The organism is Paractinoplanes bogorensis (genome assembly GCF_018829635.1).
In the GTDB taxonomy this organism is placed as follows: domain Bacteria; phylum Actinomycetota; class Actinomycetes; order Mycobacteriales; family Micromonosporaceae; genus Actinoplanes; species Actinoplanes bogorensis.
This window is the reverse complement of sequence record NZ_JAHKKG010000019.1, coordinates 25991-48582: the sequence shown is the minus strand read 5'-3', so window position 1 is coordinate 48582 and position 22592 is coordinate 25991. Positions and strand designations below refer to the sequence as shown.

19 protein-coding genes are annotated in these 22592 nt (G+C 69.2%); 5 read left to right on the top strand and 14 right to left on the bottom strand.

The features are described 5' to 3' along the window. The 7 genes from KOI35_RS43075 to KOI35_RS43045 all read right to left on the bottom strand — a co-directional run bounded on the left by KOI35_RS43075 (position 1) and on the right by KOI35_RS43045 (position 8436). Entirely contained in the window at positions 1 to 807 is an 807-nt protein-coding gene (locus KOI35_RS43075) for a carbohydrate ABC transporter permease (protein WP_215795531.1), read from the bottom strand. Then, entirely contained in the window at positions 804 to 1733 is a 930-nt protein-coding gene (locus KOI35_RS43070) for a carbohydrate ABC transporter permease (RefSeq protein WP_215795530.1), read from the bottom strand. The genes KOI35_RS43075 and KOI35_RS43070 overlap by 4 nt, the downstream gene beginning before the upstream one ends. Beyond that, a complete protein-coding gene (locus tag KOI35_RS43065; RefSeq protein ID WP_215795529.1) occupies positions 1734 to 3092 on the bottom strand; it encodes an ABC transporter substrate-binding protein in 1359 nt (452 codons plus the stop codon). 69 nt (positions 3093 to 3161) lie between these two features. Beyond that, positions 3162 to 4193 (bottom strand): zinc-dependent alcohol dehydrogenase, encoded by a 1032-nt coding sequence (locus KOI35_RS43060; protein WP_215795528.1) that lies wholly within the window; start codon positions 4191 to 4193, stop codon positions 3162 to 3164. Positions 4194 to 4669: 476 nt separating this feature from the next. Further along, positions 4670 to 5656 (bottom strand): LacI family DNA-binding transcriptional regulator, encoded by a 987-nt coding sequence (locus tag KOI35_RS43055; protein ID WP_246614729.1) that lies wholly within the window; start codon positions 5654 to 5656, stop codon positions 4670 to 4672. Positions 5657 to 5729: 73 nt separating this feature from the next. After that, entirely contained in the window at positions 5730 to 6767 is a 1038-nt protein-coding gene (locus KOI35_RS43050; RefSeq protein WP_308121416.1) for a tagatose-bisphosphate aldolase, read from the bottom strand. A 133-nt stretch (positions 6768 to 6900) separates the two neighbouring features. Beyond that, positions 6901 to 8436 carry an FGGY family carbohydrate kinase gene (locus KOI35_RS43045; protein ID WP_308121415.1) on the bottom strand — a complete coding sequence of 512 codons (1536 nt, stop codon included), beginning with the start codon at positions 8434 to 8436 and terminating at the stop codon, positions 6901 to 6903. A gap of 80 nt (positions 8437 to 8516) precedes the next feature. On the opposite strand from KOI35_RS43045, the gene KOI35_RS48670 reads away from it, so the two are divergent. After that, positions 8517 to 10112: an HAD-IA family hydrolase gene (locus KOI35_RS48670; protein WP_215795527.1), complete on the top strand. Its 1596-nt coding sequence runs from the start codon at positions 8517 to 8519 to the stop codon at positions 10110 to 10112. Between the two features lie 504 nt (positions 10113 to 10616). Here the strand turns inward: KOI35_RS48670 and KOI35_RS43035 are convergent. From KOI35_RS43035 to KOI35_RS43015, 5 genes are all read right to left on the bottom strand, one after another. Continuing rightward, positions 10617 to 11645: a glycoside hydrolase family 6 protein gene (locus tag KOI35_RS43035; protein WP_308121414.1), complete on the bottom strand. Its 1029-nt coding sequence runs from the start codon at positions 11643 to 11645 to the stop codon at positions 10617 to 10619. Next, complete coding sequence (glxA, locus tag KOI35_RS43030; RefSeq protein ID WP_215795526.1) at positions 11645 to 13591, bottom strand: radical copper oxidase GlxA; 1947 nt, start codon at positions 13589 to 13591, stop codon at positions 11645 to 11647. The genes KOI35_RS43035 and glxA overlap by 1 nt, the downstream gene beginning before the upstream one ends. Continuing rightward, positions 13588 to 15264 (bottom strand): glycosyltransferase family 2 protein, encoded by a 1677-nt coding sequence (locus tag KOI35_RS43025; protein ID WP_308121413.1) that lies wholly within the window; start codon positions 15262 to 15264, stop codon positions 13588 to 13590. Before KOI35_RS43025 ends, glxA begins: the two co-directional genes overlap by 4 nt. Before the next feature lie 220 nt (positions 15265 to 15484). Beyond that, a complete protein-coding gene (locus KOI35_RS43020; protein ID WP_215795524.1) occupies positions 15485 to 16756 on the bottom strand; it encodes a PQQ-dependent sugar dehydrogenase in 1272 nt (423 codons plus the stop codon). 9 nt (positions 16757 to 16765) lie between these two features. Beyond that, positions 16766 to 17206: an Lrp/AsnC family transcriptional regulator gene (locus tag KOI35_RS43015; RefSeq protein ID WP_215795523.1), complete on the bottom strand. Its 441-nt coding sequence runs from the start codon at positions 17204 to 17206 to the stop codon at positions 16766 to 16768. 131 nt (positions 17207 to 17337) lie between these two features. On the opposite strand from KOI35_RS43015, the gene KOI35_RS43010 reads away from it, so the two are divergent. The 4 genes from KOI35_RS43010 (at position 17338) to KOI35_RS42995 (ending at position 21538) form a co-directional block, all read left to right on the top strand. Beyond that, positions 17338 to 18420: a thiamine pyrophosphate-dependent enzyme gene (locus KOI35_RS43010; protein ID WP_215795522.1), complete on the top strand. Its 1083-nt coding sequence runs from the start codon at positions 17338 to 17340 to the stop codon at positions 18418 to 18420. Next, a complete protein-coding gene (locus KOI35_RS43005; protein ID WP_215795521.1) occupies positions 18417 to 19400 on the top strand; it encodes an alpha-ketoacid dehydrogenase subunit beta in 984 nt (327 codons plus the stop codon). Before KOI35_RS43010 ends, KOI35_RS43005 begins: the two co-directional genes overlap by 4 nt. Continuing rightward, positions 19397 to 20890: a dihydrolipoamide acetyltransferase family protein gene (locus tag KOI35_RS43000; RefSeq protein WP_308121412.1), complete on the top strand. Its 1494-nt coding sequence runs from the start codon at positions 19397 to 19399 to the stop codon at positions 20888 to 20890. The genes KOI35_RS43005 and KOI35_RS43000 overlap by 4 nt, the downstream gene beginning before the upstream one ends. Positions 20891 to 21028: 138 nt before the next feature. Further along, positions 21029 to 21538: a GNAT family N-acetyltransferase gene (locus KOI35_RS42995; RefSeq protein ID WP_215795519.1), complete on the top strand. Its 510-nt coding sequence runs from the start codon at positions 21029 to 21031 to the stop codon at positions 21536 to 21538. Here the strand turns inward: KOI35_RS42995 and KOI35_RS42990 are convergent. Continuing rightward, positions 21525 to 21902, bottom strand: coding sequence for a DUF2255 family protein (locus tag KOI35_RS42990; protein WP_215795518.1), 378 nt, complete (start codon positions 21900 to 21902; stop codon positions 21525 to 21527). The two genes, KOI35_RS42995 and KOI35_RS42990, sit on opposite strands and share 14 nt — an antisense overlap. A gap of 257 nt (positions 21903 to 22159) precedes the next feature. Further along, entirely contained in the window at positions 22160 to 22510 is a 351-nt protein-coding gene (locus KOI35_RS42985; protein ID WP_215795517.1) for a DUF6174 domain-containing protein, read from the bottom strand. Between the last annotated feature and the right edge of the window lie 82 nt (positions 22511 to 22592).

Genomic DNA, 22592 nt, shown 5'->3' with positions numbered 1-22592 from the left:
CTATTTGACGGCGCCCATGGAAAGACCGCGGACGAGTTTGTTCTGGGCCACCCAGCCGGCGATGAGCACGGGCAGGGACACGATGGTGGCCGCCGCGCACAGCCGGGCCAGGAAGGCACCCTCGCTGGAGATGAAGCCGACCAGGAAGATCGGGGCGGTGCTGGCGTTGGTGGCGGTCAGGTTGAGGGCGAGGAAGAACTCGTTCCAGCTGAAGATGAAGCAGATCAGCGCGGTGGCGGCCAGCCCGGGACTCACGATCGGCAGAATGATCTTGCGGATCGAGGTGATCAGGGACGCGCCGTCGACCTCGCCCGCCTCGAGTACCTCGCGCGGCACCTCGAGCAGGAACGACCGCATCATCCAGACGGCGAGCGGCAGGTTCATCGACGTGTAGAGGATGACCATCGTCCACACGTTGTCGAGCATGCCCAGGTGCTTGACCAGCAGATAGACCGGCAGGAAGGCGGCCACCGCGGGCATCATCTTGGTGCTGATGAAGAAGAACAGCGAGTCGCTCCACTTGGCCACGGGGCGCAGGGAGAGCGCGTACGCGGCGGGGGTCGCCAGCAGCACCACGATGAGCGTGGAGAACAGCGAGGCCATCAGGCTGTTCAGCAGGAACGGGGTCATGTTGCGGTCGAACACCAGCGCGAACTGGTCCAGCGTGGGCGTGAAGAACCACGTCGGCGGGTTGGTGGCGGCCGCGTTCTCCTGCTTGAAGGCGGTCAGCACCATCCAGATGACCGGGAACACGAAGACGATCCCCGCGATCCAGGCGACGACACCCCACAAGGAACGGCGAATCATCGGCTGTCCTCCATCTTGAACAGACCCGAGATGACGCGCAGCGCGAAGGTCGCGACGATCAGGGTCAGCAGCACCACGATCACACCGGCCGCGGACGCCTCGCCGTACTCGAACTTGCGGAACATCGTCAGATAGATCTCGTACGGCAGATTGGTCGTCGCCGTGCCCGGGCCGCCCTGCGTGATCGTGAAGACCGCGTCGAACGTGTTGACCAGATAGATGGAACCGAGCAGCGCACCCAGTTCGAGGTACATCCGCAGGTGCGGCAACGTCATCCGGCGGAAGATCTGCCACGCGTTGGCGCCGTCGACCTTGGCCGCCTCGAGCACCTCCTCCGACTGCGACTGCAGGCCGGCCAGCAGGATCAGCATCATGAACGGCGTCCACTGCCACACCAGCGTGGCGATCACGGCCGCCTTCGGATACGAGGACACCCAGTCGGTCGAGCCACCGAAAAGACCATTGATGAGCCCGTACGTCGGGTTGTAGATCGCGTGTTTCCAGAGGAGCGCGGCGGCGATCGGCATCACCAGGAACGGTGTGATGAGCATGGTGCGCACCACCGACCGGCCGATGAACTTGCGATCGAGCAGGACGGCCAGCGCCAGACCCAGGATCAGCGAGAAGATCACCGCACCCGCGGTCAGCAGCACCGTGTTGGCCAGCGCCGCCCGCAGCCGCGAGTCGGTGAGGACGGACGCGTAGTTGTCGAGGCCGACGAATTTGCGCTGGCCCGGCCGCAGCGCGTTCCAGCCCTGCGTGGAGAGATAGAGCGTGACCAGGAACGGCACCTGGGTCACGACGATCGCGAAGATCAGAGCCGGCAGCAACGGTGCCCGGCGTACCCAACGGTCCTTGGCTCCGCCCTTGACGGGCCGGACAGGCGGCTGGGTGCGCCTGTCCGGCCGGGCGACCGTAGTGGTCACCTACTTGTAGTTCTTGGCCACGGCCTCGGCCAGCTTCTGGCTCTCGTCGAGCGCCTGGTCGACCGTCTTACGACCGGTGAGCGCGGCCGCGATCTCCTGCGACACCTTGGTGCCGAGGTCCTGGAACTCGGGGATGGCCACGAACTGGACGCCGGTCGCCGGTCGCGGCTGCAGGCCCGGGTTGGCCGGGTCGGCGTTGGCGATCGAGTCGAGCGTGATGTCCGCGAACGCCTTGGCGGAGTCCTTGTACTCCGGGATCGAGTACGTCGAGGTGCGCTTGCCGGCCGGGACGCGCGACCAGCCCAGCTCCTTGCCGACCAGCTGCTCGTAGTCCTTGCTGGTGGCCCAGCTGATGAACTTCCACGAGGCGTCGGCCTTCTTGGTGGTCTTGGGCATCGCCCAGTCCCACGACCAGAGCCAGCCCGAGTACTTGGTCTTGTTCACCGGGGCGTACACGTAACCGACCTTGCCCGCGACCTTCGAAGCGTTCGGGTCTTCGACCGTGCCGGCGGCGGACGTGGCGTCGTACCACATGGCCGACTTGCCCTGGCTGAAGATGTTCAGGCACTCGGTGAAGCCGGACTGCGCCACACCGGGCTCGCCGTGCGCACGGGCCAGGTCGACGTAGAACTTGGTGGCTTCCTTGAACTCGGGTGCGTTCAGCTTGGGGGTCCAGTCCTTTTCGAACCAGGTTCCCCCGTACGTGTTCACGATGGTGGTCAGCGACGCGACGCCCTCACCCCACCCGGGCAGCCCGCGCAGACAGATGCCCGCGACGCCGCCGGCCTTGTCGTCGACCTTGGCGGCCAGGTCGGCCACCTGCTCCCACGTGGGGCGCTCGGGCATCGTCAGGCCCTTGGCCGCGAACATCTCCTTGTTGTACATGAGCAGCGACGACTCGCCGTAGAACGGAGCGCCGTACATCTTGCCGTCCTCGCCGCTGGCCACGGTGACCATCGGCTTGAGCAGGTCGGCCTTGTCGTACGCGGTGTCGGCGTCCATCTGCGTGGACAGCTCGTGCAGCCAGCCGTTCTTCGACCAGATCGGCACCTCGTACGCCCCGATGGTGACCACGTCGTACTGGCCGCCCTGGTTGGCGACGTCCTGGGTCACCTTGTCGCGCAGTTCGTTCTCCGGCAGGATCGTGTACTTCACCGTGATGCCGGTCTGCTTGGTGAAGTTGTCGGCGGTCAGCTTCTGGATGTCCTCCATCTGCGGGTTGCCGACCATCAGGACGGTGATCTCCTGCGCTCCCCCGTCGGAAGAGCTCGCGTTGTCCGACGTCCCGGCGCCGGAACAGGCCGACAGCGCCAGTGCGCAGGCCGCGGCGGCGGCGACGGCTATTCTCGATTTCCCCATGGTGTGACCTCCAGAAATGCGTGTATCAGCCGGGGAGGGCTTCTCTCTCGGTTTTTTGCGGAACTGCGGCTATGCGGTGACGACGACCTTGACGTGACGGCCGCTGCACGCGGCGGCGAAGGCCTCGTCAATCTCGGCCAGCGGGTAGCGGGCGGTGATGATCCGCTCGGGGTCGACGGCCCCGGCGGCGAGCAGGGCGACGGCGTTCTCGATGTCGTCGCGGGTGTAGGTGGCGCTGCCCTGGACGCGTACCTGAAGGTCCTGGATCTCGGGCAGCGGAACGGTGACCGGCGCGGCCGGCACACCGACGATCATGACGGTGCCGCCCTTGAGCGCGATGGCGATGGCCTGATCGACCGAGCTCTGCACGGCCACGCAGTCGAAAACGATGTCGGCGCTGGTGCCGAGGTCGTCCCGGATGTCCTGGACCATCGACGCCGACGCCGCGTCGTGCACGGAGTCGGCGCCGAGGGCGCGGGCCAGCTCGCGTTTGCCGGGGGCGAGGTCGCTGACGGCGATCCGGGCGGCGCCGGCGTGACGGGCGGCGACGAGGGTGAGCAGGCCGATGGTGCCGGCGCCGAGGATGGCGACGGTGCGGCCGGTGAGGTCGGGTCCGGCCAGCCGGACCGCGTGGACCGGGGTGGAGAGCGGTTCGACCAGGACGGCGGCCAGATCGCTGACCTCGTCGGGGACGGCGACGACACGGTCGGCCGGGACGACGAGGTAGTCGGCGAGTCCGCCGTCGGCCGTGGTGCAGCCGAAGAACGACATGGTGGTGCAGAGGTTGTAGCGGCCGTCCCGGCAGTACTTGCAGTCGCCGCAGGACAGAATCGGCTCGACGACGACCCGTGCGTTTGCGGTGACACCGGTGACATCGGGGCCGACTGCTTCGACAACGCCGAAGATCTCGTGGCCGGGGCTGTAGGGCAGGGACACGAACGGGTGCCGGGCGTGGAAGGCGTGCACGTCGGAGCCGCAGATGCCGACCATCCGCATACGGATGACGACCTGGCCGGGGCCGGGTGCCGGCACCTCGGCGGGCTGGATCTCGACCCGGCCGGGCTCGGTTACTACGGCTCGGCGAGCGGCGTGCGCTTCCATGCGAATTCCCCTTCCTGGCTTCGTTTCCAGCCCTGATCGGCGTGGCTTCCGGTCCTGCTCGGCTCGTGCTTCCGACCTTGCTCGGCTTGCGCTTCCGGTCCTGCCCGGCTTGTGCTTCCGGTCTTGCTCGGCTCGTGCTTCCGGTCCTGCTCGGCCTGGCTTTCGGCCCTGTGAGCGGGACCACTTGTTAACTCGTTTGAAACGCACAGTAGGGCATGTCACCGGTGTTTGTCACCGGTGTCATGGCTAAATCTTCAACACCATGTCATCGGTGTCATGGTCATGCTCCGGCAGGTCGGCCGAGGGCAGCACCCAGCACCGGACGCGCGCTTCCGCGACCGGTGCTTTCGCAGGCAGGGCTAAGGTCTGTCCGGTGGATCACGCGGGTCTGCGGTGCGGACCAGGTGGTGGCTGACGTCGGCCGATTGGCCGTTCTACGGACGCCGTCAGGCGCCGCCTGGGCCTCGGCGCAGGCCTTACGGCTTGGCGACCTTGCAGGACTCGCGCTCGATGAGCGAGACGTCCAGGATGTTGGTGCGCTTCAGACGGCGCCGGGGGAAATCGGCCCGCTCGAACACGCGATTGGCGGCCAGCATGCCGATCTGGTCGGGATCCTGGTCGACGACCGTGAGGGCCGGCCGCAACAGGTCGGCCATCGGGAAGTCACCGAAGCCGACCACGGCCACCGATTCCTCGGGCAGCACGCGCAGCAGATGCATGGAGCTACGCGCGTTCGACGAGAACACGGCGGTGGGCCTGTCCGGGGCCGCCATCAGCCGGGTGACCGCGGCCTGGGTCGAGTCCCGATCCTTCACGTACGAGGCCACGAGCTGCTCGTCGAACGGGATGCCGGCCTCGTCCAGCGCCCGGCGGTAGCCCGCGAGACGGCTCACCTCGGTCGACAGGTGGAAGCTGTCGCCCACGTACGCGATCCGCCGGTGCCCGTGGTCGATCAGGTGACCGGTCGCGAGGTAGGCGCCGGCCTCGTCGTTGTCGGTGAAGATGTCGGCCGACAGCCCGGTCGGTGACCGGTCGACGAACACGACCGGAGTGCTGTCGGTCCACCGCTTCAGCCACGAGTGGTCGGTGCCGATCGGGGCGACGATCAGGCCGGCCAGGCGCCGGCTGAGCAACGACTCCAGCACGTCACGCTCGCGGGCCGGGTCGTCACCCAGATTGGTGAGCAGGGTGGCCACGCCCCTCTTCCGGGCGACGTCGTCGACCGCGCGGGCGATGGCGGCGAAGAACGGGTCGACGATGTCGGGCACCGCGATCCCGATCGCCGACGACTTCCCCGACCGGAAGGTGGTGGCCAGGATGTTCGGGACGTAGTTGAGCTCCCGCATGATCTGCTCGACGTGTGCCCTGGTCTCAGGCAGCACGTGCGGGTCATCGTTGAAGACCCGGGAAACCGTCTTCGCCGAGACTCCGGCTCGGGCGGCAACGTCTCGCATGGTCGCCATGGCTCACCTCCGCACGTCCGTCGAAACCGCCGCAGCATATCGGAATCGCCGCCGCTCCGGTCGCACTCCCGGGTCAGTTACGCCCATCGACCACGTCGGCGAGTTCGTGCAGGCGGGGCAGCGCCCGCTTGGTGAGGTAGTCCTTGCGGAGGTCGTGCGAGATCGACAGGCTGTCCTTCCACAGCGACCGCCCGGCCATCGCCCCGCTCGCGCCGTTCGCCATCGCGGTGGCGACCTGGCCGAGGAACGTCTCGTGGTCGACGCCGGCCGACAGCACGGCCCACGGCACACCGCTGGCGGCCGCGGTGACCGCCGCGCACGCCTCGGCCGACCCCGGGTACTGCAGCTTGAGCACCTTGGCCCCGCACTCCACGGCCAGTTTCGCGCCGTCCGCCACGAGCTGGGGGAACTTGGCCGCGTACTCCTCCTCGGTCTCGCCCTTGAGCTGATAGGTCAGCAGCTCGACGATGAGCAGCAGCCCCTCGTCGGCGCACGCGGCCACCAGCTCGCGCATCTCGTCGGCCACACGGGAATCGGCACCCTGCCGATCCGGGCGGATGTGCCACAACATCTTGGCGACATCACCCCCGAGTTCCCGTACGCGCCGAGCCGTCATCCCCGGCACGTAGCGCGCGAACCGCAGGCCGTCGTCCGTCTCGTACCCGGACGCGTCCATGCCCACGACCAGCGACGTGCCGCGGGCCAGCACGCCGTCGTCGACCACCGCGGGCAGGGCCACCTCGGGGTCGAGCAGGATGGCCGGTGCGTTGTTGGCGAGATAGCGCAGCAGGTCGGCCTTCGCCTCGGCCAGCTCGGCCGCGCTGATCGAGTCGGGGCCGCCGGGCGCATCCTTCATCGCGGCCTTCATGCCGTTGCGCTGATCAGCGGCGACGATGAGCATCCGCCCGCCCGGGGTCGAGATCGCAGACATGCCGCGGCGTTCGAGGGTGGTCAGCTTGTTCACGGTGCGGTTCCAATCTTCTTCAGGGGTGTTACTCAGCAGGTCTTCCGGGGTGGTGCTCAGCAGGTCTTCCAGGGGGTGGTGCTCAGCCGGCCTTCCAGGCGTAGTGCCCAACAGGTCCTCCGGGGTGATGCCCAGCAGGTCTTCCACGGGTCGTGCTCAGCCGGCCTTCCAGGCGTAGTGCCCAACAGGTCCTCCGGGGTGATGCCCAGCAGGTCTTCCACGGGTCGTGCTCAGCCGGCCTTCCGGGAGTGGTGATCAGCCGGTCTTCCGGGGGTGGTGTTCAGCGGGCGGGCAGCGGCTCTGCATCAGCGGGGGTGCTCAGCAGACGGGCGGCGACGCGGGTGGCGCCGTAGGCGGTCTCTTCCTCGCGGGTCGAGGCGGTCATGGCGGGCAGGACCTTCTCGCGGGCACGGCGAACCGCGGCCATCCCGGCCCACCCGCCGGTGATGGTCGATGTGGTGGCCGGTGGGAGCTCACGGTCCATGGCTTCGATGAGCAGTGCGATCTCGTCGTTGCTGTGCCGCAGCACGGCACCGAAGATCTCCGCCGGGCTCACACCGTCGGCGCGCACGGTCAGATGCAGGACGCCGTCGTCGTTACGCGCGCCGATGACGTCGATGGCCCCGGCCGGGAGTTCCCCTTCATACGGCAGCGCCATTGCGGCCATGTCCAAGGCGTCCCGGCCGGGGCGGTCATGGATGCCGGCGCTCTGCAACACGCGCCGAAGCAGCAGCCCGGTCTTCACGCCGGCGACGAGGACATGCTTACCCGGCACGACGTGGCGGACCTCATTGATCAGATGCTCGGCCAGGCGCCCACGGGCCTCGAACCCGAGCGGGGCGTCGATGACCCGCAACAGAACTTCGGCCGTGCCGAGCGAGACGTGGTAGTGGCCGCCGGGCAGCCCGCCGGTCGCTTCCGCCGCCACCAGATGGTCGTGCCCCGCCACGGTCAGCAGCGCACCGACGACGTTGTCCGGCAGCTCTCCCCGCGTCACTCCCCCACGGTTCGCGCCTCCACGGCTCACTTGGACACGACCTGCACCAGCACGGTCCGGTCCGACACCGGCTGCTCGGGCAACGCTTTCGGCGCCTGCGACGGCTGCTCCGGCAACGCTTTCGGCGCCTGCGACGGCCGCTTCGAGCATCGCCATGTCACCGATGACACCGAGTGGTGTTCCGGCGTCCACGAGGGGCGGCAGGAACGAATCGTCGACGCCGAGGTGGTGCAGCATGTCCGTCCACGGCAAGCCGGTGTCCTGGTCCAGCAGTCCGGTGCGCGAGGCAAGTGAGTACTCACTTACCGCGCGACCGCCGAGCGACAGGGCCACGAACTCGGGCAGGTTGAGCCAGCGCAACCCGGCCAGCGATCGGCCCTGATCGCGCAGGTAGGCCAGCTTGGCCACGCTCACCTGGGCGCCGAGGGGCAGGCCGGTGCGGCCGGCGAAGTCGGCCCGGATCCGCGGCGGGAAGGCCGCGGCCTGCTCGGCCCCGCGCGGATCGAACCAGGCGTAGGCCGGAGCGACCGGGACGCCGTTCGCGTCGATCAGCATGCCGGTCTCGCCCATGCCGGCCAGCGCGACGGCGACGATCGGCGCGTCGGTGACCTCGGCCGCCCGGCGTGCGGCCGTGCCGATCAGGTCATGGACGGCGGTCAACAGGGCGCCGGCGTCCATCTCGGTCGTGCCGCCCGGTCCCGACCGCCAGGGGGTGGACACCTGGGCGGCGGAGACCACGTCGCCGGCCTCGTCGGTGACGAGCATCTTCATGCCCGTGCTGCCGAGATCGATGCCCGCGACCAGGCGTGCCGGGTTCACCACAGGCGTTCTCCTAGCCGCTTCGAGTTGGTCATGTCACCGGTGTCGCGATTGACCATGACACCGGTAACATGACGCTCATGATGTGGCGCTCCCCGACGGATTGTCAACCGCCCGACCGGCTCACCGTGGTCGTCTCCGGCGTGGCCGGCAGCGGCAAGTCGACGCTCGGCCGGGCCCTCGCGACGGCCTTGGCCGCACCCCTGCTCGACCTGGATTCCCTGACCAATCCCCTGCTCGACGCGCTGCCGCCCGACGCGCTGGGCGGCCACTGGCTGGCGTCGCCGCACGCCGCCCTCATCCGCGACGGCCGATATGCAGCTTTACGCGCAGCCGCACATGACGTCATCGCCACCGCCGGCCGCGCCGTGCTGGTAGCCCCGTTCACCGCCGAGCTCCGCGGAGGCCCGGAGTGGACCGCTTTGTCTGCGGCCGCGGGCGCCGTAACCGTGATCCACCTCGAGGGCACCGACGACCTCTTCGCCACCCGCCGAGCCATCCGCACCGAGCCCCGCGACCGTCACCGCGTGCCCGAGCCGCTCGAGCCACCCGCCGTGCCGGTGATCCGCATCGACGCCGAGCTGACCACAGAGCAACAACTGCTGCGAGCATTGGTGGCCCTCGGCCTGCGCCGTCCGTTGGTGTTCACACGCTTCGACTCCGCCGGCGTTCCTCACGCCACCGGCAACAACGACCTCGGCACCAGCGGCGCCACCGGTGACATTGACCTCGGCGTCAGCGGCGCCACCGATGACATCGACCCCGGTGCCAGCGGTGCCACCAACCTCCGTGCCACCGGCGACATCCACCCCGGTGCCACCGGTGACATCGACCCCGGTGCCAGCGGTGCCAGCGGTGCCACTAACCTCGGCGCCACCGGCGACATCGACGTCGGTGCCGGCGGTGCCACCAACCTCGGTGCCACCGGTGACATCGACCCCGGCGCCGCCGGTGACATCGACCTCGGTGCCGCCGGTGACATCGACCTCGGTGCCAGCGGTGCCACCGGTGACACGACCGGGGTTCTGCTCGGGCGCGACTTCGATGCGGTGTTGTTCGATCTGGACGGGACGCTCGCTGACTCGACGGCGTCGGTGTTGCGGTCGTGGCGGCGCTTCGCCGACGAGATGGGCGTCTCTGCGCAAGCGGTGGCCGAGAATCACGGGCGGCCGGCGCGGGCGCTTCTGGAGAAGTTGCTGCCGTACGACCGTACGGAGGAAGGGTTGGCTCGTGTCACCGACCTCGAGATGACCGATGCGGCGACGGTGCGTCCGGCTCTGGGTGCGGCCGACTTCTATGGTGCCGTGCCCGCCGCGCGCCGCGCGATTGTCACCTCCGGCACCCGTCCGCTGGCCACCGCCCGGCTGCGGGCCGCGGGACTGCCGCTGCCCGATGTCATGGTCACGGCCGACGACGTCCGGCACGGCAAGCCCGACCCCGAGCCGTTCCTCCTGGCGGCCGAGCGTCTCGGCGTCGACCCTCGGCGGTGTCTGGCCGTCGAGGACGCGCCCGCCGGAATCCGATCCGCCCGCGCCGCCGGTTGCACAGTCCTGGCCGTCACGGGCACCTCCCCCGCCGACGAACTGAAGGAGGCCGACCTCATCACCGACGGCCTCGACCGCCTGAGCATCACCACCGCCGACGGCCGGATCCACCTCACGCCCGGACGGCCCTGACCGCGCCGGCACCACCCTCGCTCGACCAGTCCCGATCACCGTCCGAACCCGCCACACGCAAACGTCCAAAACCCGCCAACACCCAACCTGACCCCGAAGGCCGACCCACCAGGAACGTCCAACTCCCACCAATGGCGGCCACAGACGGTCAGCTCCAGGAACCGGCGCGCCCGACGACGACATGGCCGACGGACGGCGGTCGGGGCAACCGCCACGCAACGGATACGACCAGCGCCGCGGCGATCTGGTGCTCGTGCGTCTCGTCCGGTGGTTCAAGGAGCCGGGTCGCGGGTGGGCCGGCTACACCGGAGAAAGCAATCGGGACGTAGACCGCCAGGCAAGCCGACCACATCGAAGAAGCGGCTCGAGGACGAGTCGGGCGACGATCTGGCCGCCGGGAAGGACGCCCAGGAGCAGCCCGGCCACATCGACAAAACCTCAGGTCCTCAAGGCCGAGGCGGGGTCTGGACCCCTCCGCAGCCCCGCCTCAGTTGTGAAAAGGCCTTAGTTGCGGGCCAGGTCCAGGGCGTACTGGGGATACCACTGGCCGGCCGCCGGGGCGCCGGCTCCGCACGGGCCGTCGGATTCGCCGGGGCGTTTGATCCAGAGGTAGGCGTCGGCCAGTTTGTGGCCGGTGTGCAGGGTCGGGACGTCGCCCAGGGCTCGGCCGGCCGGGTTGCACCAGTGGCCGTCATGGTTTGTCTTGCGAGCCGGGCCGTTGCCGTTGCGGCTGGTGTCGACCACGAAGTGAGCGTTGTTCAGGTGGGCGGACAGCTTGGTGCCGTATTTGAGGTTCGACGCCGTGGTCTCGAAGTTGGCCACGTTCAGGGCGAACCCGTCGGCCCGCTGGACGCCGGCCTTCTTGAGGGCTTCGCCCATGCGAGCAGTATCGGTGATCCAGCTGGGGTTGCCGCCGTCCAGATAGACGCGCAGCAAAGGGTTGGCGGCCAGCGTGTCGATCGCCTTGCCCAGCATGGCGTAGCGCTGGGTGCGTTCGGTGTTGTTCAGGCAGCCCTGCACGGCCTGGGCGACCGAGTCCGGCTCGACGATGACGATCGCGCGGTGACCGGCGATGGCGGCGGCGATCGAAGCCACCCACGCCTCGTACTCGGCCGCCGTCGTGGCGCCGCCGCCGGAGTGGCTGCCGCAGTCGCGTTGGGGAATGCGGTAGAGCGTCAGCACCGGCATCTGGCCCGCGGCGGACGCCGCCGTCACCAGGGCTCGGGCCCGCACGGCGGGATCCGTTGTCTCGTCGGCGAACCAGGCCGCGACCGGGCGGTCGGCGATCTTCCGGATCAGGGTGGCGTCGGCGGTCTGACCGGCGGCCTCGTAAGCGCGGAGCTGGTCGACGGCCGGGCCGGTCGGATCGACGTACAGGGAAAGGGGTTTGGCCGAAGGCGGCGTGGCGGGAACCGCGGTCGGAGAAGATGCCGGCCGAAGCAGGAACCAAGCCGCGACGAGAGCCCCGGCCAGAAGAACAAGAAGAATGAAGCGCGCACGGAAAGCGGGGCGGGCGGCGCGATGGGCAGCCACTACTCGACCCGCACCCACCGGGCGACCGAGGGCACACCCTTGTCATCGACCAGGAAGAGCATGTACCAGCCGGACGGCACCAGGCCCTTCGACTCGGGAATCCGCAGAGCCAATCCGTCCTCCGCCGGCGTGAGGTCGACCGCGACCGACCGCTGGTCGACGTCGACCACATGGGTCACCGCGCTCGGCCGCACCAGGCGGGCACGCTGCACGTTCTTGCTCGGAGAGAGGAACTTTACCGTCGCACCGCGCGAAACCGTGTCAGGCCCGCCGGTGATGACCGGCCGGGTGCCCTGGAAGAGGTACGGCGGGCTGTAGACCTCGATCCGCTTCTCGAAGCTTCCGGGATTCCGGCCGGTCTCGTCGTAGAGCGAGTCGCTGCCGAGCGTGATGACCCGGCCGTCGGGCAGCAGGATCGCCTCGGAGTGGTAGTTGCGGCCCACGGTCGATTCGGCCGCGGTGACGAACGCGTTCGTCGACGGCTGGTAGATCTGCGAGTTGAACAGGTCGCTGCGCGGCTTTCCCATGTACGGACCACCGCGGTACCCGGACGACCCGCCGGTGGTGAACACGGTGTCGTCCGGAAGCAGCACGGTGCTCAGGTAACGCGCGGGCTGGGGCAGGTCGGGTCCGGGCTGATAGATCGGGTTGGACGTGTCGAGGTCGGCGATGGCCGTACGGGTGGTCGAGATCGGCGACTCCCCCACCTCGCCGCCGCCGAACAGCATGACCTTCTGGTCCTGGGCCGGGGCGAGCAGCACGGACGAGCTCGTCTCGGTCATCCGCGGCTGCGCGAGGCCGGGCACCACCTCGAACGTGTTGTCCTTCAGGTTCCAGAGCCCGGGGGTACGCCCTTCGGTGTCGCTGCCGTAGCCCGAGTTCGATCCCGAGTAGAACAGCCGGTCGTCGGCCATCAGGTGCAGCGCCGGATAGGTCGGGAAGTAGCGCTGGAGCTCGGGCGCGGCCACCCACTTCTTCTCGTCGCGCAGGTACTTCTCGTTGTCGCCGGGCAGGATCCGGCCGAAATGGTCGAGCCCGGACACGGCCAGCACGTCGCCGTCGGGCAGTTCGGCCAGGGTCGGGTACCAGCGGCTCCGCACCATGTCGGCGGTGCGCACGTACCGCTCGGTGACCGGGTCGAACTCGTACGACGTGTTGTCCCCGCCGTACTCCTGCTTCTCCCGCGTGATCTTGTCGGACACGCCGTACAGGTTGTTCTTGTCGGCACCGGTGAGGCCCTGGATCGCGTACTGGGCGGGCTGGTCGACGATCGCGGCGTTGCCGGGGAGCATGGCGTCGACCCACACCTCGGCCTCGCCCGCGTGCTGCATCATCAGACCGTCATGGTTCATCTGGTACGCGGGTGGAACGGTGACGTCCGCACGTGTCTCGTAGACGAACCCGGTCGGCGACTCGAGCCGGGTGCCTTTGACGAACGTACGGGAGCCGGAAGTTGCCGATTCGTTCTTGATCTTCATGACTCCGGCGGCGTTGGTGATGTCGCCCTCGAGCACCTCGTAGCTCTTGGTGCCGCCGGCGATCAGCAGGTTGCCGTTGGGCAGGAACGTGTGCCCGGCGCAGAAGACGTCGGTCGGCGTCGGCACCTCGAAGAACACGTCACCGGCGGGGTCGTACAGGATGGTGCGGAAGGTGCCCGCCTCGAAGTTCTCCCGGTTGTTGCCGCTGCCCGCGATGATCAGCACCTTGCCCGTGTTGAGCAGTGCGGCGTGGATCGCGTTGACCTGGAACCCGGCCGGCACGGGCAGGCGCGCCCAGTGGCCGTACTGCTCCTTGTAGGACTGCCGGTTGATCGCGAACGTGTGGTAGGCGTCGGCACCGAACGCGACCATCGGCCGGTTCACCACCACGACCACGGTGAGGACGACCAGCGCGACCAGGCCGCTGCCCAGGCGACGAGCGAGACTCGGGCGGGGGCGGGGAATCATGCGTACGTCTCCACTGGCTCTTCGATCTTGATGGTGGGCACGGCCGCACGGCGCCGATGGGTGAGCCACACGAGCGACGGCAGCAGGCTGATGACGACGTTGAGCAGCGGCCACAGCCACATGAACCCGTCGACGTGTCCGAACATCGGGGCGAGCGACAGCAGTACGGCGTAGAACGCGGCCCAGCGCAGGCCGTGCTTGAACGTCCGAACGGTGTCGGGGCTGGCCGATTCACCCTTGGGCGTGACCACGAACCGGGCCGGCCGGCGCAGCAGCGCGGACAGGAACGCGGACACGTAGACCGGCGTGGACAGCGTCGAGACGAGCATGCCGGCCAGACCGGACGAGCCGGCCACCTCGTGCGGGCTCACGTTGTGCCGCCGGTTCCACAGATAGAGCAGGAACTGGAAGAGCGCGGCATCGACGTACAGCATCAGCCAGACCTGCTGCGGCACCTGCACGCCCTTGGCGCCGAGCACGAGATAACAGACCGCGTTGACGGCACCGAGGATCCAGGCCAGCGCGGTCAGCGGGTAGTAGGACATCAAAAGGCCATAAAAGAGGCTTCGCCGTACGCCGAGACGGCGCACCATTCCCGCGAACTTCGCCACAGCGACCTCGTCGGTGCCGCGCGACCAGCGGTACTGCTGGCTGAAGTAGTCGGTCCAGGAGGACGGCCCCTCCCCCACGGCCAGCACATCGGGCGTGTAGACCGAGCGCCAGCCCGCGGCGTGCAGGGCCAGGCTGGTCGCCATGTCCTCGGTGATCGAGTCCTGGATGCCACCGATCCGGCGAAGAGCTTCTATGCGTACGGCGTTGTTGGTCCCCACCAGCATGGCCGCGCCGAACCGGTTGCCGGCCCGCTGGAGCAACGAGTGGAACAGGTACTGCTGCGACTCGGCCCAGCGGGTCACCACGTTGTCGTAGTTGCCGTAGATCTGCGGGCCGACCACGAAGGCCACCTCGGGGTCGGCGAAGTAGCCGAGCAGCCGTTCGGCGAAGTTGGGCAGCGGCACGTGGTCGGGGTCGACCGACAGGAAGACGTCGTAGTCCTGGCCGTGCCTGCGGATCCACGAGTTGTAGTTGCCGTGCTTGGTCTTCTCCTTGAAGGCGCCGGCCGGGGTGTTGTCGAGCGGGCGGCCCTTGCGGCTGAAGTGGCGCACGCCGATCCGCTCGCACATGGCCTTGACCTCGTCGTCGTCGCCCTCGTCGAGCAGCCAGACGTCGTACGGGCCCGCGTGCCGGATCTTGGTGGCGGCGACCAGCGTGCGCTCGACCATGGCGATCGGTTCCTTGCTGGGCACGATCGTGGTCAGGAACGCCACCCGCAGCGTGGGATCGGGCTCGACCGGGACCGGGTCGCGCGCCCAGATCGTGGCCAGGCACAGCGTGACCACGTTGACCAGGCGGAACACCTCGATCAGCAGGGTCGCGACGATCATGAACCAGGTCGCCGCGTGCAGCACCGGGTGCAAGCCTGCGTCGGGCACCGCGATCGAGGTGAGCAGCCAGGTCACGAACGTGGCCTCGAACAGGAACGCGAACAGGGTGATGGCCACGTTGCCGACCGGGCGGCGGCCGGCCAGGCGGCGCATGGCGATCGGGCCCTTTCCGGCCGCCTGTTCGGCCGCCGCCGGGCCGGCGAGGCGGCTGTAGGCGTCGTAGTCGATCACGGGGGGCTTCTGGTCCTCTCGACAAACGGTGACAATCAGTGATGTCGACCGGCGCCGGCTGGCAACCTGATCGACATCACCGTGTGTCATCGCCGTAACCATCTACTGCGGGTCTGACCTGCGTTGACAGCGCTGGTTGACGTCGCACAGTAGTGGCTTCTCGAGAACTAGATCAACCCTGTGATCGACTTCACTGACTACATTAAGTAATCTTCGGGCCTCAGGAGGACGAAACGGTCACCCGGTAGACGACCCCGGCGAAGTCGTCGCTCACGTAGAGCGAACCGTCCGGGCCCATCACGGCCATCACCGGCCGGCCCCAGCGGGAACCGTCCTCACGCTGGAAGCCGGTGAGCAGCGTCTGCTGCGGGCCGAGGGTGCCGTCCCGCCAGGCGAAGAACGAGACCTCGGGTGGGCGGGGCGGGTTGCGGTTCCACGAGCCGTGGACGCCGACCAGCGCGCCCGGCCCGTAACCGCCGGGCACGTCGGCGGCGAAGCTCAGGCCGAGCGGGGCCGAATGCGCGCCCATGCCCTGCTCGGACGGCTTCAGCTTCGAGCAGTCCAGGTTCCTGCCGTCCCGGTTGGTCTGCACGTCGCGGATGAACGGCCGGGCGGTGTAGGCCCGCGCGCCGGCGTCCAGGTCGGGGTCGGGATTGCAGTACGGCCAGCCCAGGTCACGGCCCTCGGTGAGCAGCGCGAGCGGTTCGAGCGGGTGGTCGTTGACGTACGACTCCTCGACATCACCGTTCTCCGGGTTCGCGGTGTTGTCCCGGTTGTTCACGGCCGTCCACACCCCGCCGTCGGGATCGATGGCCAGACCGGTGCCGTTGCGCACGCCGCGCGCAAAAGTCTGCACGTTTCCGGTCGGCGGTTTACGCAGGATGGCGGCCCGCTCCGGCTTGGCCTCACGGTCCTCGGCCGAGATGTTGCCGGTCGAACCGATCGAGACGTACAGCGACTTGTCCGCGCCGACGGCCACACTCTTGAGCGCATGTGCGTATTTGCCGCCCAGTTCGAGGCTCTTGGCGTCGGGCAGGTCGTCGATCACCACGGTCTTGGCCGTTGCCTTCCCTCCCGCGTACCGGAAGGAATCGACCTGGTCGCTCTCGGCCACATAGAGGGTGTCGCCGTCGAAGGCCAGGCCGTGCGGCTGGTTGAGCGAGCCGACCAGTGTCTGCGGCCGGCCGTCCTGATCGAGAATGAGTACATCGCCGGATTCGGGCCGCGAAACGAGCAACCGGTCGTCCGGGGTCCAGGCCATCAGACGGGCGCCGGGGATCTTGGCCCAGACACTGACCGTCCAGCCGGGTGGAGCTTTGACGGTGTGGCCGTCGCTGCCCTTGACCTCCGTGCTGACCAGGCCCTTCGTGGTCGTACTGGCGGTCGGCTCGACCGGTGCGGCCGGAGCCGCGGCCGGCTCGTCGGTGGAGCAGGCGGCCGTCGTGGCCAGGAGCAGTGCCACGGCCAGCGCCGCCGGTGCTTTCGTCCTCATCGTCGTCCTTTACCCCGGCTCGGCCTCTTCGAAGACGAGCAGCGTGCGTGTGTTCACGACGCCCGGCATCCCCTGGATCTCGTCGAGCACCAGGCGGCCGAGCGCAGCGTTGTCCTCGGCCCGCACCAGCATGATCACGTCGAACTCACCGCCGACCAGCGCGATGTGCACGACCCCGGGCAGCGCGCGCAACCGGTCGGCCACGTCCCGCCACTCGGCCTGATTCAGATTCACCGTCACGTACGCCGTGGTGCCGAGCCCCGCCGCAACAGGGTCTACGTCCGCGCGGAAGCCACGGATCACTTCGGCGGTACGAAGTCGCTCGACCCGGGCATAGGCATTGGCGCGGGAGATGTGCAGACGCTCGGCCAGGGTGCGCATCGACATGCGCCCGTCCTGGGTCAGCTCGGCCAGGATCCGCCGGTCGATGTCGTCGAGGGTCCCTGCCACTTGTCTCGCCTCCCCCGGTCGCGGTGCCGGATTCCTGGACGTTCGGCTTTCCTGCTCCGGCGATTGAAGTACATCTTCTCGGTTAATGCCCAGTAGTGGAATCCAAATGGCAACGCGACCAGCATGACGTCATGACAGGTGACGCACACCACCTTCTGCCCACCGCCACTCCCGTGAGCCTGATCGGCCCCGACGGCCACCCCGTCGCCGACCCGGCCCACTCCCTTCCCGCCCCCGGCGACCTGCGCCGGGCCCTGGCCGCGCTGATCACCGCCCGGCGGCTCAACGACCAGGCGTACGCGCTGGTCCGGCAGGGCCGGCTGGCCGTCTACCCGTCGTCACACGGGCAGGAGGCCTGCCAGGTCGCCTCGGCGCAGGTCCTCGCCGACGGCGACTGGCTGTTCCCGACCTACCGCGACACGGTGGCCGTGGTCGGCCGCGGCGTCGACCCGGTCGAGGCGCTGACCCTGCTCAAGGGCGACTGGCACTGCGGCTGGGACCCGTACGAACACCGGGTCGCCCCGCACGCCACGCCCCTGGCCACGCAGCTGCCGCACGCCGTCGGGGTCGCCCACGCGGCCCGGATGCGCGGTGAACCGACCGTGGTGATGGCGCTGTGCGGCGACGGCGGCACCAGCGAGGGCGACTTCCACGAAGCGCTCAACTTCGCGGCCGTTCTGCGCGCCCCGGTCGTCTTCCTGATCCAGAACAACGAGTACGCGATCAGCGTGCCGCTGGCCCGGCAGACCGCGGCGCCGTCGCTGGCCTACAAGGGCATCGGCTACGGCATCCCGTCCGAACGGGTCGACGGCAACGACGTGGCCGCTTTGCTGAGCGTGCTCGGTTCGGCGGTGGCGCGGGCACGGGCCGGTGAGGGACCGCAACTGGTCGAGGCGCACACCTACCGGATGCAGGCGCACACCAACGCGGACGACGCCACCCGCTACCGCACGGCCGACGAGGTGGAGGCGTGGGTGATGCGCGATCCGCTCACCCGGTTGTCCACTTTCCTGGACCTGCCGGCCGACGACATGACCGCGATGAACGACGAGGCCGAGCGGGTCGCCGCCCATCTGCGCGACGGGCTCAACCGCGACGTCGAGCCGGACGCCGCGCAACTGTTCGCTCATGTCTACGCCGCGCCGACCGCGCAACTGCGCGAACAGGAAGCGCTCATCGCGGACGAACTTCTGCGGGACGGAGCTGCGCGATGATGCACGAAAAGCTGACCATGGCGCAGGCACTCAACCGGGCGTTGCGCGACTCGATGACCGAGGACGAGTCGGTCGTGGTGTTCGGCGAGGACGTCGGCCCGCTCGGCGGCGTCTTCCGGGTCACCGACGGGCTGAGCGCGCAGTTCGGCGAACGCTGCTTCGACACGCCACTGGCCGAATCGGGCATCGTCGGCGTCGCGGTCGGGATGGCGATGAACGGGATGCGCCCGGTCGTCGAGATGCAGTTCGACGCGTTCGCCTACCCCGCGTTCGAGCAGATCGTCAGTCACGTCGCCAAGATGCGCAACCGCACCCGCGGCAAGGTGGCACTGCCGATGACGATCCGGATTCCGTACGCGGGCGGGATCGGCGGAGTGGAACACCACTGCGACTCGTCCGAGGCCTACTACGCGCACACACCCGGACTGCACGTGGTCGCGCCGTCGACGCCCGGGGACGCGTACGCGCTGCTCCGCGAGTCGATCGCCTCGCCCGACCCGGTCGTGTTCCTCGAGCCCAAGAAGCTGTACTGGGCCAAGGACGAGGTTGCTCTCGGCGCCGTTTCCCCGTCGATCGGAAAGGCGGTGATCCGCCGGCCCGGGACGGACGCGACGCTCATCGCTTACGGGCCGAGTGTGCCGGTGGCGTTGGAGGCGGCCGAGGTGGCCGACCGTGAGGGGCGCAGCCTGCAGGTGGTCGACCTGCGCTCGATCGTGCCGTTCGACGACGAGACGGTGTGCGCGGCGGTGCGCTCGACCGGGCGGGCCGTGGTGGTGGCCGAGGCGTCCGGGTTCGCCAGTGTGTCGTCCGAGATCGTCGCCCGGGTCACCGAGCGGTGCTTCCACTCGCTGGCCGCGCCGATCCGGCGGGTGACCGGCTTCGACATCCCCTATCCCCCGCCGAAACTCGAGCACCTGCACCTGCCCGGGGTCGACCGGGTGCTCGACGCCGTCGACGACCTGCAGTGGGAGGACTCGTGAGCGACCAGGTGTTCACGCTGCCCGACCTCGGCGAGGGCCTGACCGAGGCGGAGGTCGTGCGGTGGCTGGTGGCCGAGGGCGAAACCGTGGCCGTGGACCAGCCGGTGGTCGAGGTCGAGACGGCCAAATCGATGGTCGAGGTTCCGACGCCGTACGCGGGGAAGGTGTCCACCCGCCACGCGCCTGAGGGTTCGGTGCTCGAAGTGGGGAAGCCGTTGCTGACGGTCGCCTTGGCCGAGAGTGCCGCCGAGACCTATCGCGAGGAGGAGCGGGCCGGATCGGGCAACGTCCTCATCGGGTACGGCACCACGTCCGCCCCGCCGGCGCCCGGCCGTCGCCGCCGTCCGCGCAACCCGACCGTCCACGCCGTTCCCGCACCTGCGCCCGCACCTGCGCCGGCGCCTGCGCCTGCGGCCGCGGCTGCTCGCTCGGTGCCGCTCGTGGTGTCCCCGCTCGTGCGGCGGCTCGCTCGCAACCGCGGCGTGGATCTGCGCGTTCTCGACGGCAGCGGCGCCGACGGCCTCATCGTTCGCGCGGATGTGGAACGTGCGTTGTCGGCGCCGCCGGTAGCCGACGGCCTCAACGTGCGCGCGGATGCGGAACGTGCGTTGTCGACGCCGCCGGTGGCCGACGGCCACATCGTGCGCGCGGATGCGGAACGTACGCTGCCGACACCGCCGGTGGCCGACGGCCACATCGTTCGCGCGGATGCGGAACGTGCGTTGTCGACGCCGCCGGTGGCCGACGGCCACATCGTGCGCGCGGATGCGGAACGTACGCTGCCGACACCGCCGGTGGCCGGCTCCGGCGGTGCGGGCGCGGCGGGGGAAGTGCGCATTCCGCTCACCGGGTTCCGCAAGGCGGTGTCCGCGGCGCTCACCCGCAGCCGGGCCGAGATCCCCGAGGCCACCGTGTGGGTCGACGTCGACGCCACGCGGTTGTGGGAACTGCGCGAAGCCACCCGTCCCGGGCCGGGCATCCTGGCTTACATTGCGCGTTTCACCGTGGCCGCACTGCGCGAGTACCCGGTGCTGAATGCGCGAGTGGACACCGAACGCCAGGAGATCGTGCAACTCGAACGCGTCGATCTCGGCATCGCCGTACAGGGAAATCGGGGTCTGGTCGTTCCCGCCGTGACCGATGCGGGCCGTCTGACCACGATGGGGCTGGACACGGAGATCCGCCGCATCACCGAGAGCGCCCGCCAGGGCACCGTGGTCGGCAACGGCACGTTCACGCTCAACAACTACGGCGGTTTCCGGGTGGACGGCAGCGCCGCCATCATCAACCATCCGCAGGTGGCGATCCTCGGTTTCGGCCGCATCCTCGACCGCCCGTGGGTGGTCGACGGCGAGGTCCGCGTCCGCAAGATCACGCAGATGAGCTTCGTGTTCGACCACCGCGTCTGCGACGGCGGGACGGCGGCCGGCTTCATGCGCAGCGTCGCCGACGCCATCGAGGACCCGGCGTCGGCGATCGCGCGTTTGTGACGGGTCGCGGCCTGTTCACGCCTTCCTGACCCCGCTACGACGAGGACGACAGGTCGCGGCTCGCCGGGCCGCGGACAACCGCCCGGCAGCGCCGGAAACCACGTGCTGCCGGGCCCACGTCATCAGTAGGGTCGGACGATGCTCGAACTGACGAAGCTGCACGCCGATCACGCCGCGGTCGTCCTGGCCTTCGAACAAGTGAACCGCGCCTGGTTCGCCTCCTCGATCTCCGACCGCGGCGATGACTATTTCGAGCAGTTCCCCGTCCATTTCGACGCCGTGCTGGCCGAACAGGAGGCCGGTGTTCTCGCCTTCTACCTCCTGCTCGACAACGACGGCTCGGTGGTGGGCCGCTTCAACCTGTACGACCTCGACGACCGCCAGGCCGACCTCGGTTACCGGGTCGCCCAGCACTCGACCGGCCGGGGCGTGGCAACCGCCGCAGTCCTCCAGCTGTGCCGGCTGGCGGTAGTCCACCACGGACTGCACACGCTCCGAGCAGCCACATCCGACCAGAACACCGCGTCGCGCCGGGTGCTGACCAAGGCCGGTTTCCTCCCCGTCGGCCCAGCCGACCCGAGCGAGGTCGGCGGCAAGCCCGGCACCTGGTTCCACCTCGACCTGAAACCCGTCGTCACTCGCGGGTGAGGCGCAACGTCGACGCGACGGCCTCGTCGGACACCATCTGGCCGACTGTGTCGGTGCCGTAGCGTCCGTACTTGCTGTGGTAAGCCTCATCGACCTCGGCCCGCGACTCCGCACCGGCCTCCGTCACGGTCACGGCGGCCTCGACACCGGGAACCCGGATCCGGCCCCGCCCCGACCGCACCGCGTCGCCGTACCAGCCGGTGTCCCGCCGATGCCAGGTCCGCACGAACACCTCGCCACCGACGCGGACCACCCAGATCGGTGTCCACTTGCGCAGGCTTCCGTCCACCCGCGGAACGGCGATCTCCAGCTCGTCGCTGTCCTGGATCTGCCGCAGATCCGCGGGCGTCCACATCTCGCTCATGACCCGAGTCTGCCCCCGCCACAGCCGACCGACACGAAACCGGCGCACTTGAACGACACGACGTCCGGCACACCCGACCGACACGAACCGGCACGCCCGAACGACACGACGTCCGGCACACCCGACCGACACGAACCGGCGCACCCGAACGACACGACGTCCGGCACAACCGATCGAGACAAATCAGGCCTGCCTGGGCCGGCTAAAGGCGGGCCCCGGCACAAGCCGGGCCGGGCCGAAGGCCGAGCGAACCCAGATCACCCCACCGGTTCGAGGACGGTGATCGTGTAGCACGACTCGTCATCGAGCGAGTTCGACGACGGGTCGATGGTTATCCGGGTCGGGTGTCCGGTTGCGGGGTCGGTGTCGATGTCGGCCACCTCGGCGCCGGCCGCCCGGGCGGCGTTCAACTCGTCGACCAGCTGACGCAGCGTCGGTATGACCTCCCGTGGCGAGTCGGCGACAGTCCGCGCTCCCGGCGCGTCCAACCCCCTGACATCGGTGACACGCCCGTCGGCCACGGTGATGCGATATCGGCCGATCAGGGCCCGCTCCCCGCAGGCGGAATCGAGCACGTAGCTGTACCGAGCCGGCTCCGCCCAGGTCACCGCGGGCTCACCGCCTCCGCCGCATCCGGCCAGTCCGCCCGCCACTAAGATCACGACGCCCCACTGCCGCACAGCCATCCCC

What these genes read in the sequence shown, in the direction of transcription:
- KOI35_RS43075 (WP_215795531.1), bottom strand. Translation starts at nt 807, where the DNA reads ATGATTCGCCGTTCCTTGTGGGGTGTCGTCGCCTGGATCGCGGGGATC.
- KOI35_RS43065 (WP_215795529.1), bottom strand. Translation starts at nt 3,092, where the DNA reads ATGGGGAAATCGAGAATAGCCGTCGCCGCCGCCGCGGCCTGCGCACTG.
- KOI35_RS43060 (WP_215795528.1), bottom strand. Translation starts at nt 4,193, where the DNA reads ATGGAAGCGCACGCCGCTCGCCGAGCCGTAGTAACCGAGCCCGGCCGG.
- KOI35_RS43055 (WP_246614729.1), bottom strand. Translation starts at nt 5,656, where the DNA reads ATGGCGACCATGCGAGACGTTGCCGCCCGAGCCGGAGTCTCGGCGAAG.
- KOI35_RS48670 (WP_215795527.1), top strand. Translation starts at nt 8,517, where the DNA reads ATGATGTGGCGCTCCCCGACGGATTGTCAACCGCCCGACCGGCTCACC.
- glxA (WP_215795526.1), bottom strand. Translation starts at nt 13,591, where the DNA reads ATGATTCCCCGCCCCCGCCCGAGTCTCGCTCGTCGCCTGGGCAGCGGC.
- KOI35_RS43020 (WP_215795524.1), bottom strand. Translation starts at nt 16,756, where the DNA reads ATGAGGACGAAAGCACCGGCGGCGCTGGCCGTGGCACTGCTCCTGGCC.
- KOI35_RS43010 (WP_215795522.1), top strand. Translation starts at nt 17,338, where the DNA reads ATGACAGGTGACGCACACCACCTTCTGCCCACCGCCACTCCCGTGAGC.
- KOI35_RS43005 (WP_215795521.1), top strand. Translation starts at nt 18,417, where the DNA reads ATGATGCACGAAAAGCTGACCATGGCGCAGGCACTCAACCGGGCGTTG.
- KOI35_RS42995 (WP_215795519.1), top strand. Translation starts at nt 21,029, where the DNA reads ATGCTCGAACTGACGAAGCTGCACGCCGATCACGCCGCGGTCGTCCTG.
- KOI35_RS42990 (WP_215795518.1), bottom strand. Translation starts at nt 21,902, where the DNA reads ATGAGCGAGATGTGGACGCCCGCGGATCTGCGGCAGATCCAGGACAGC.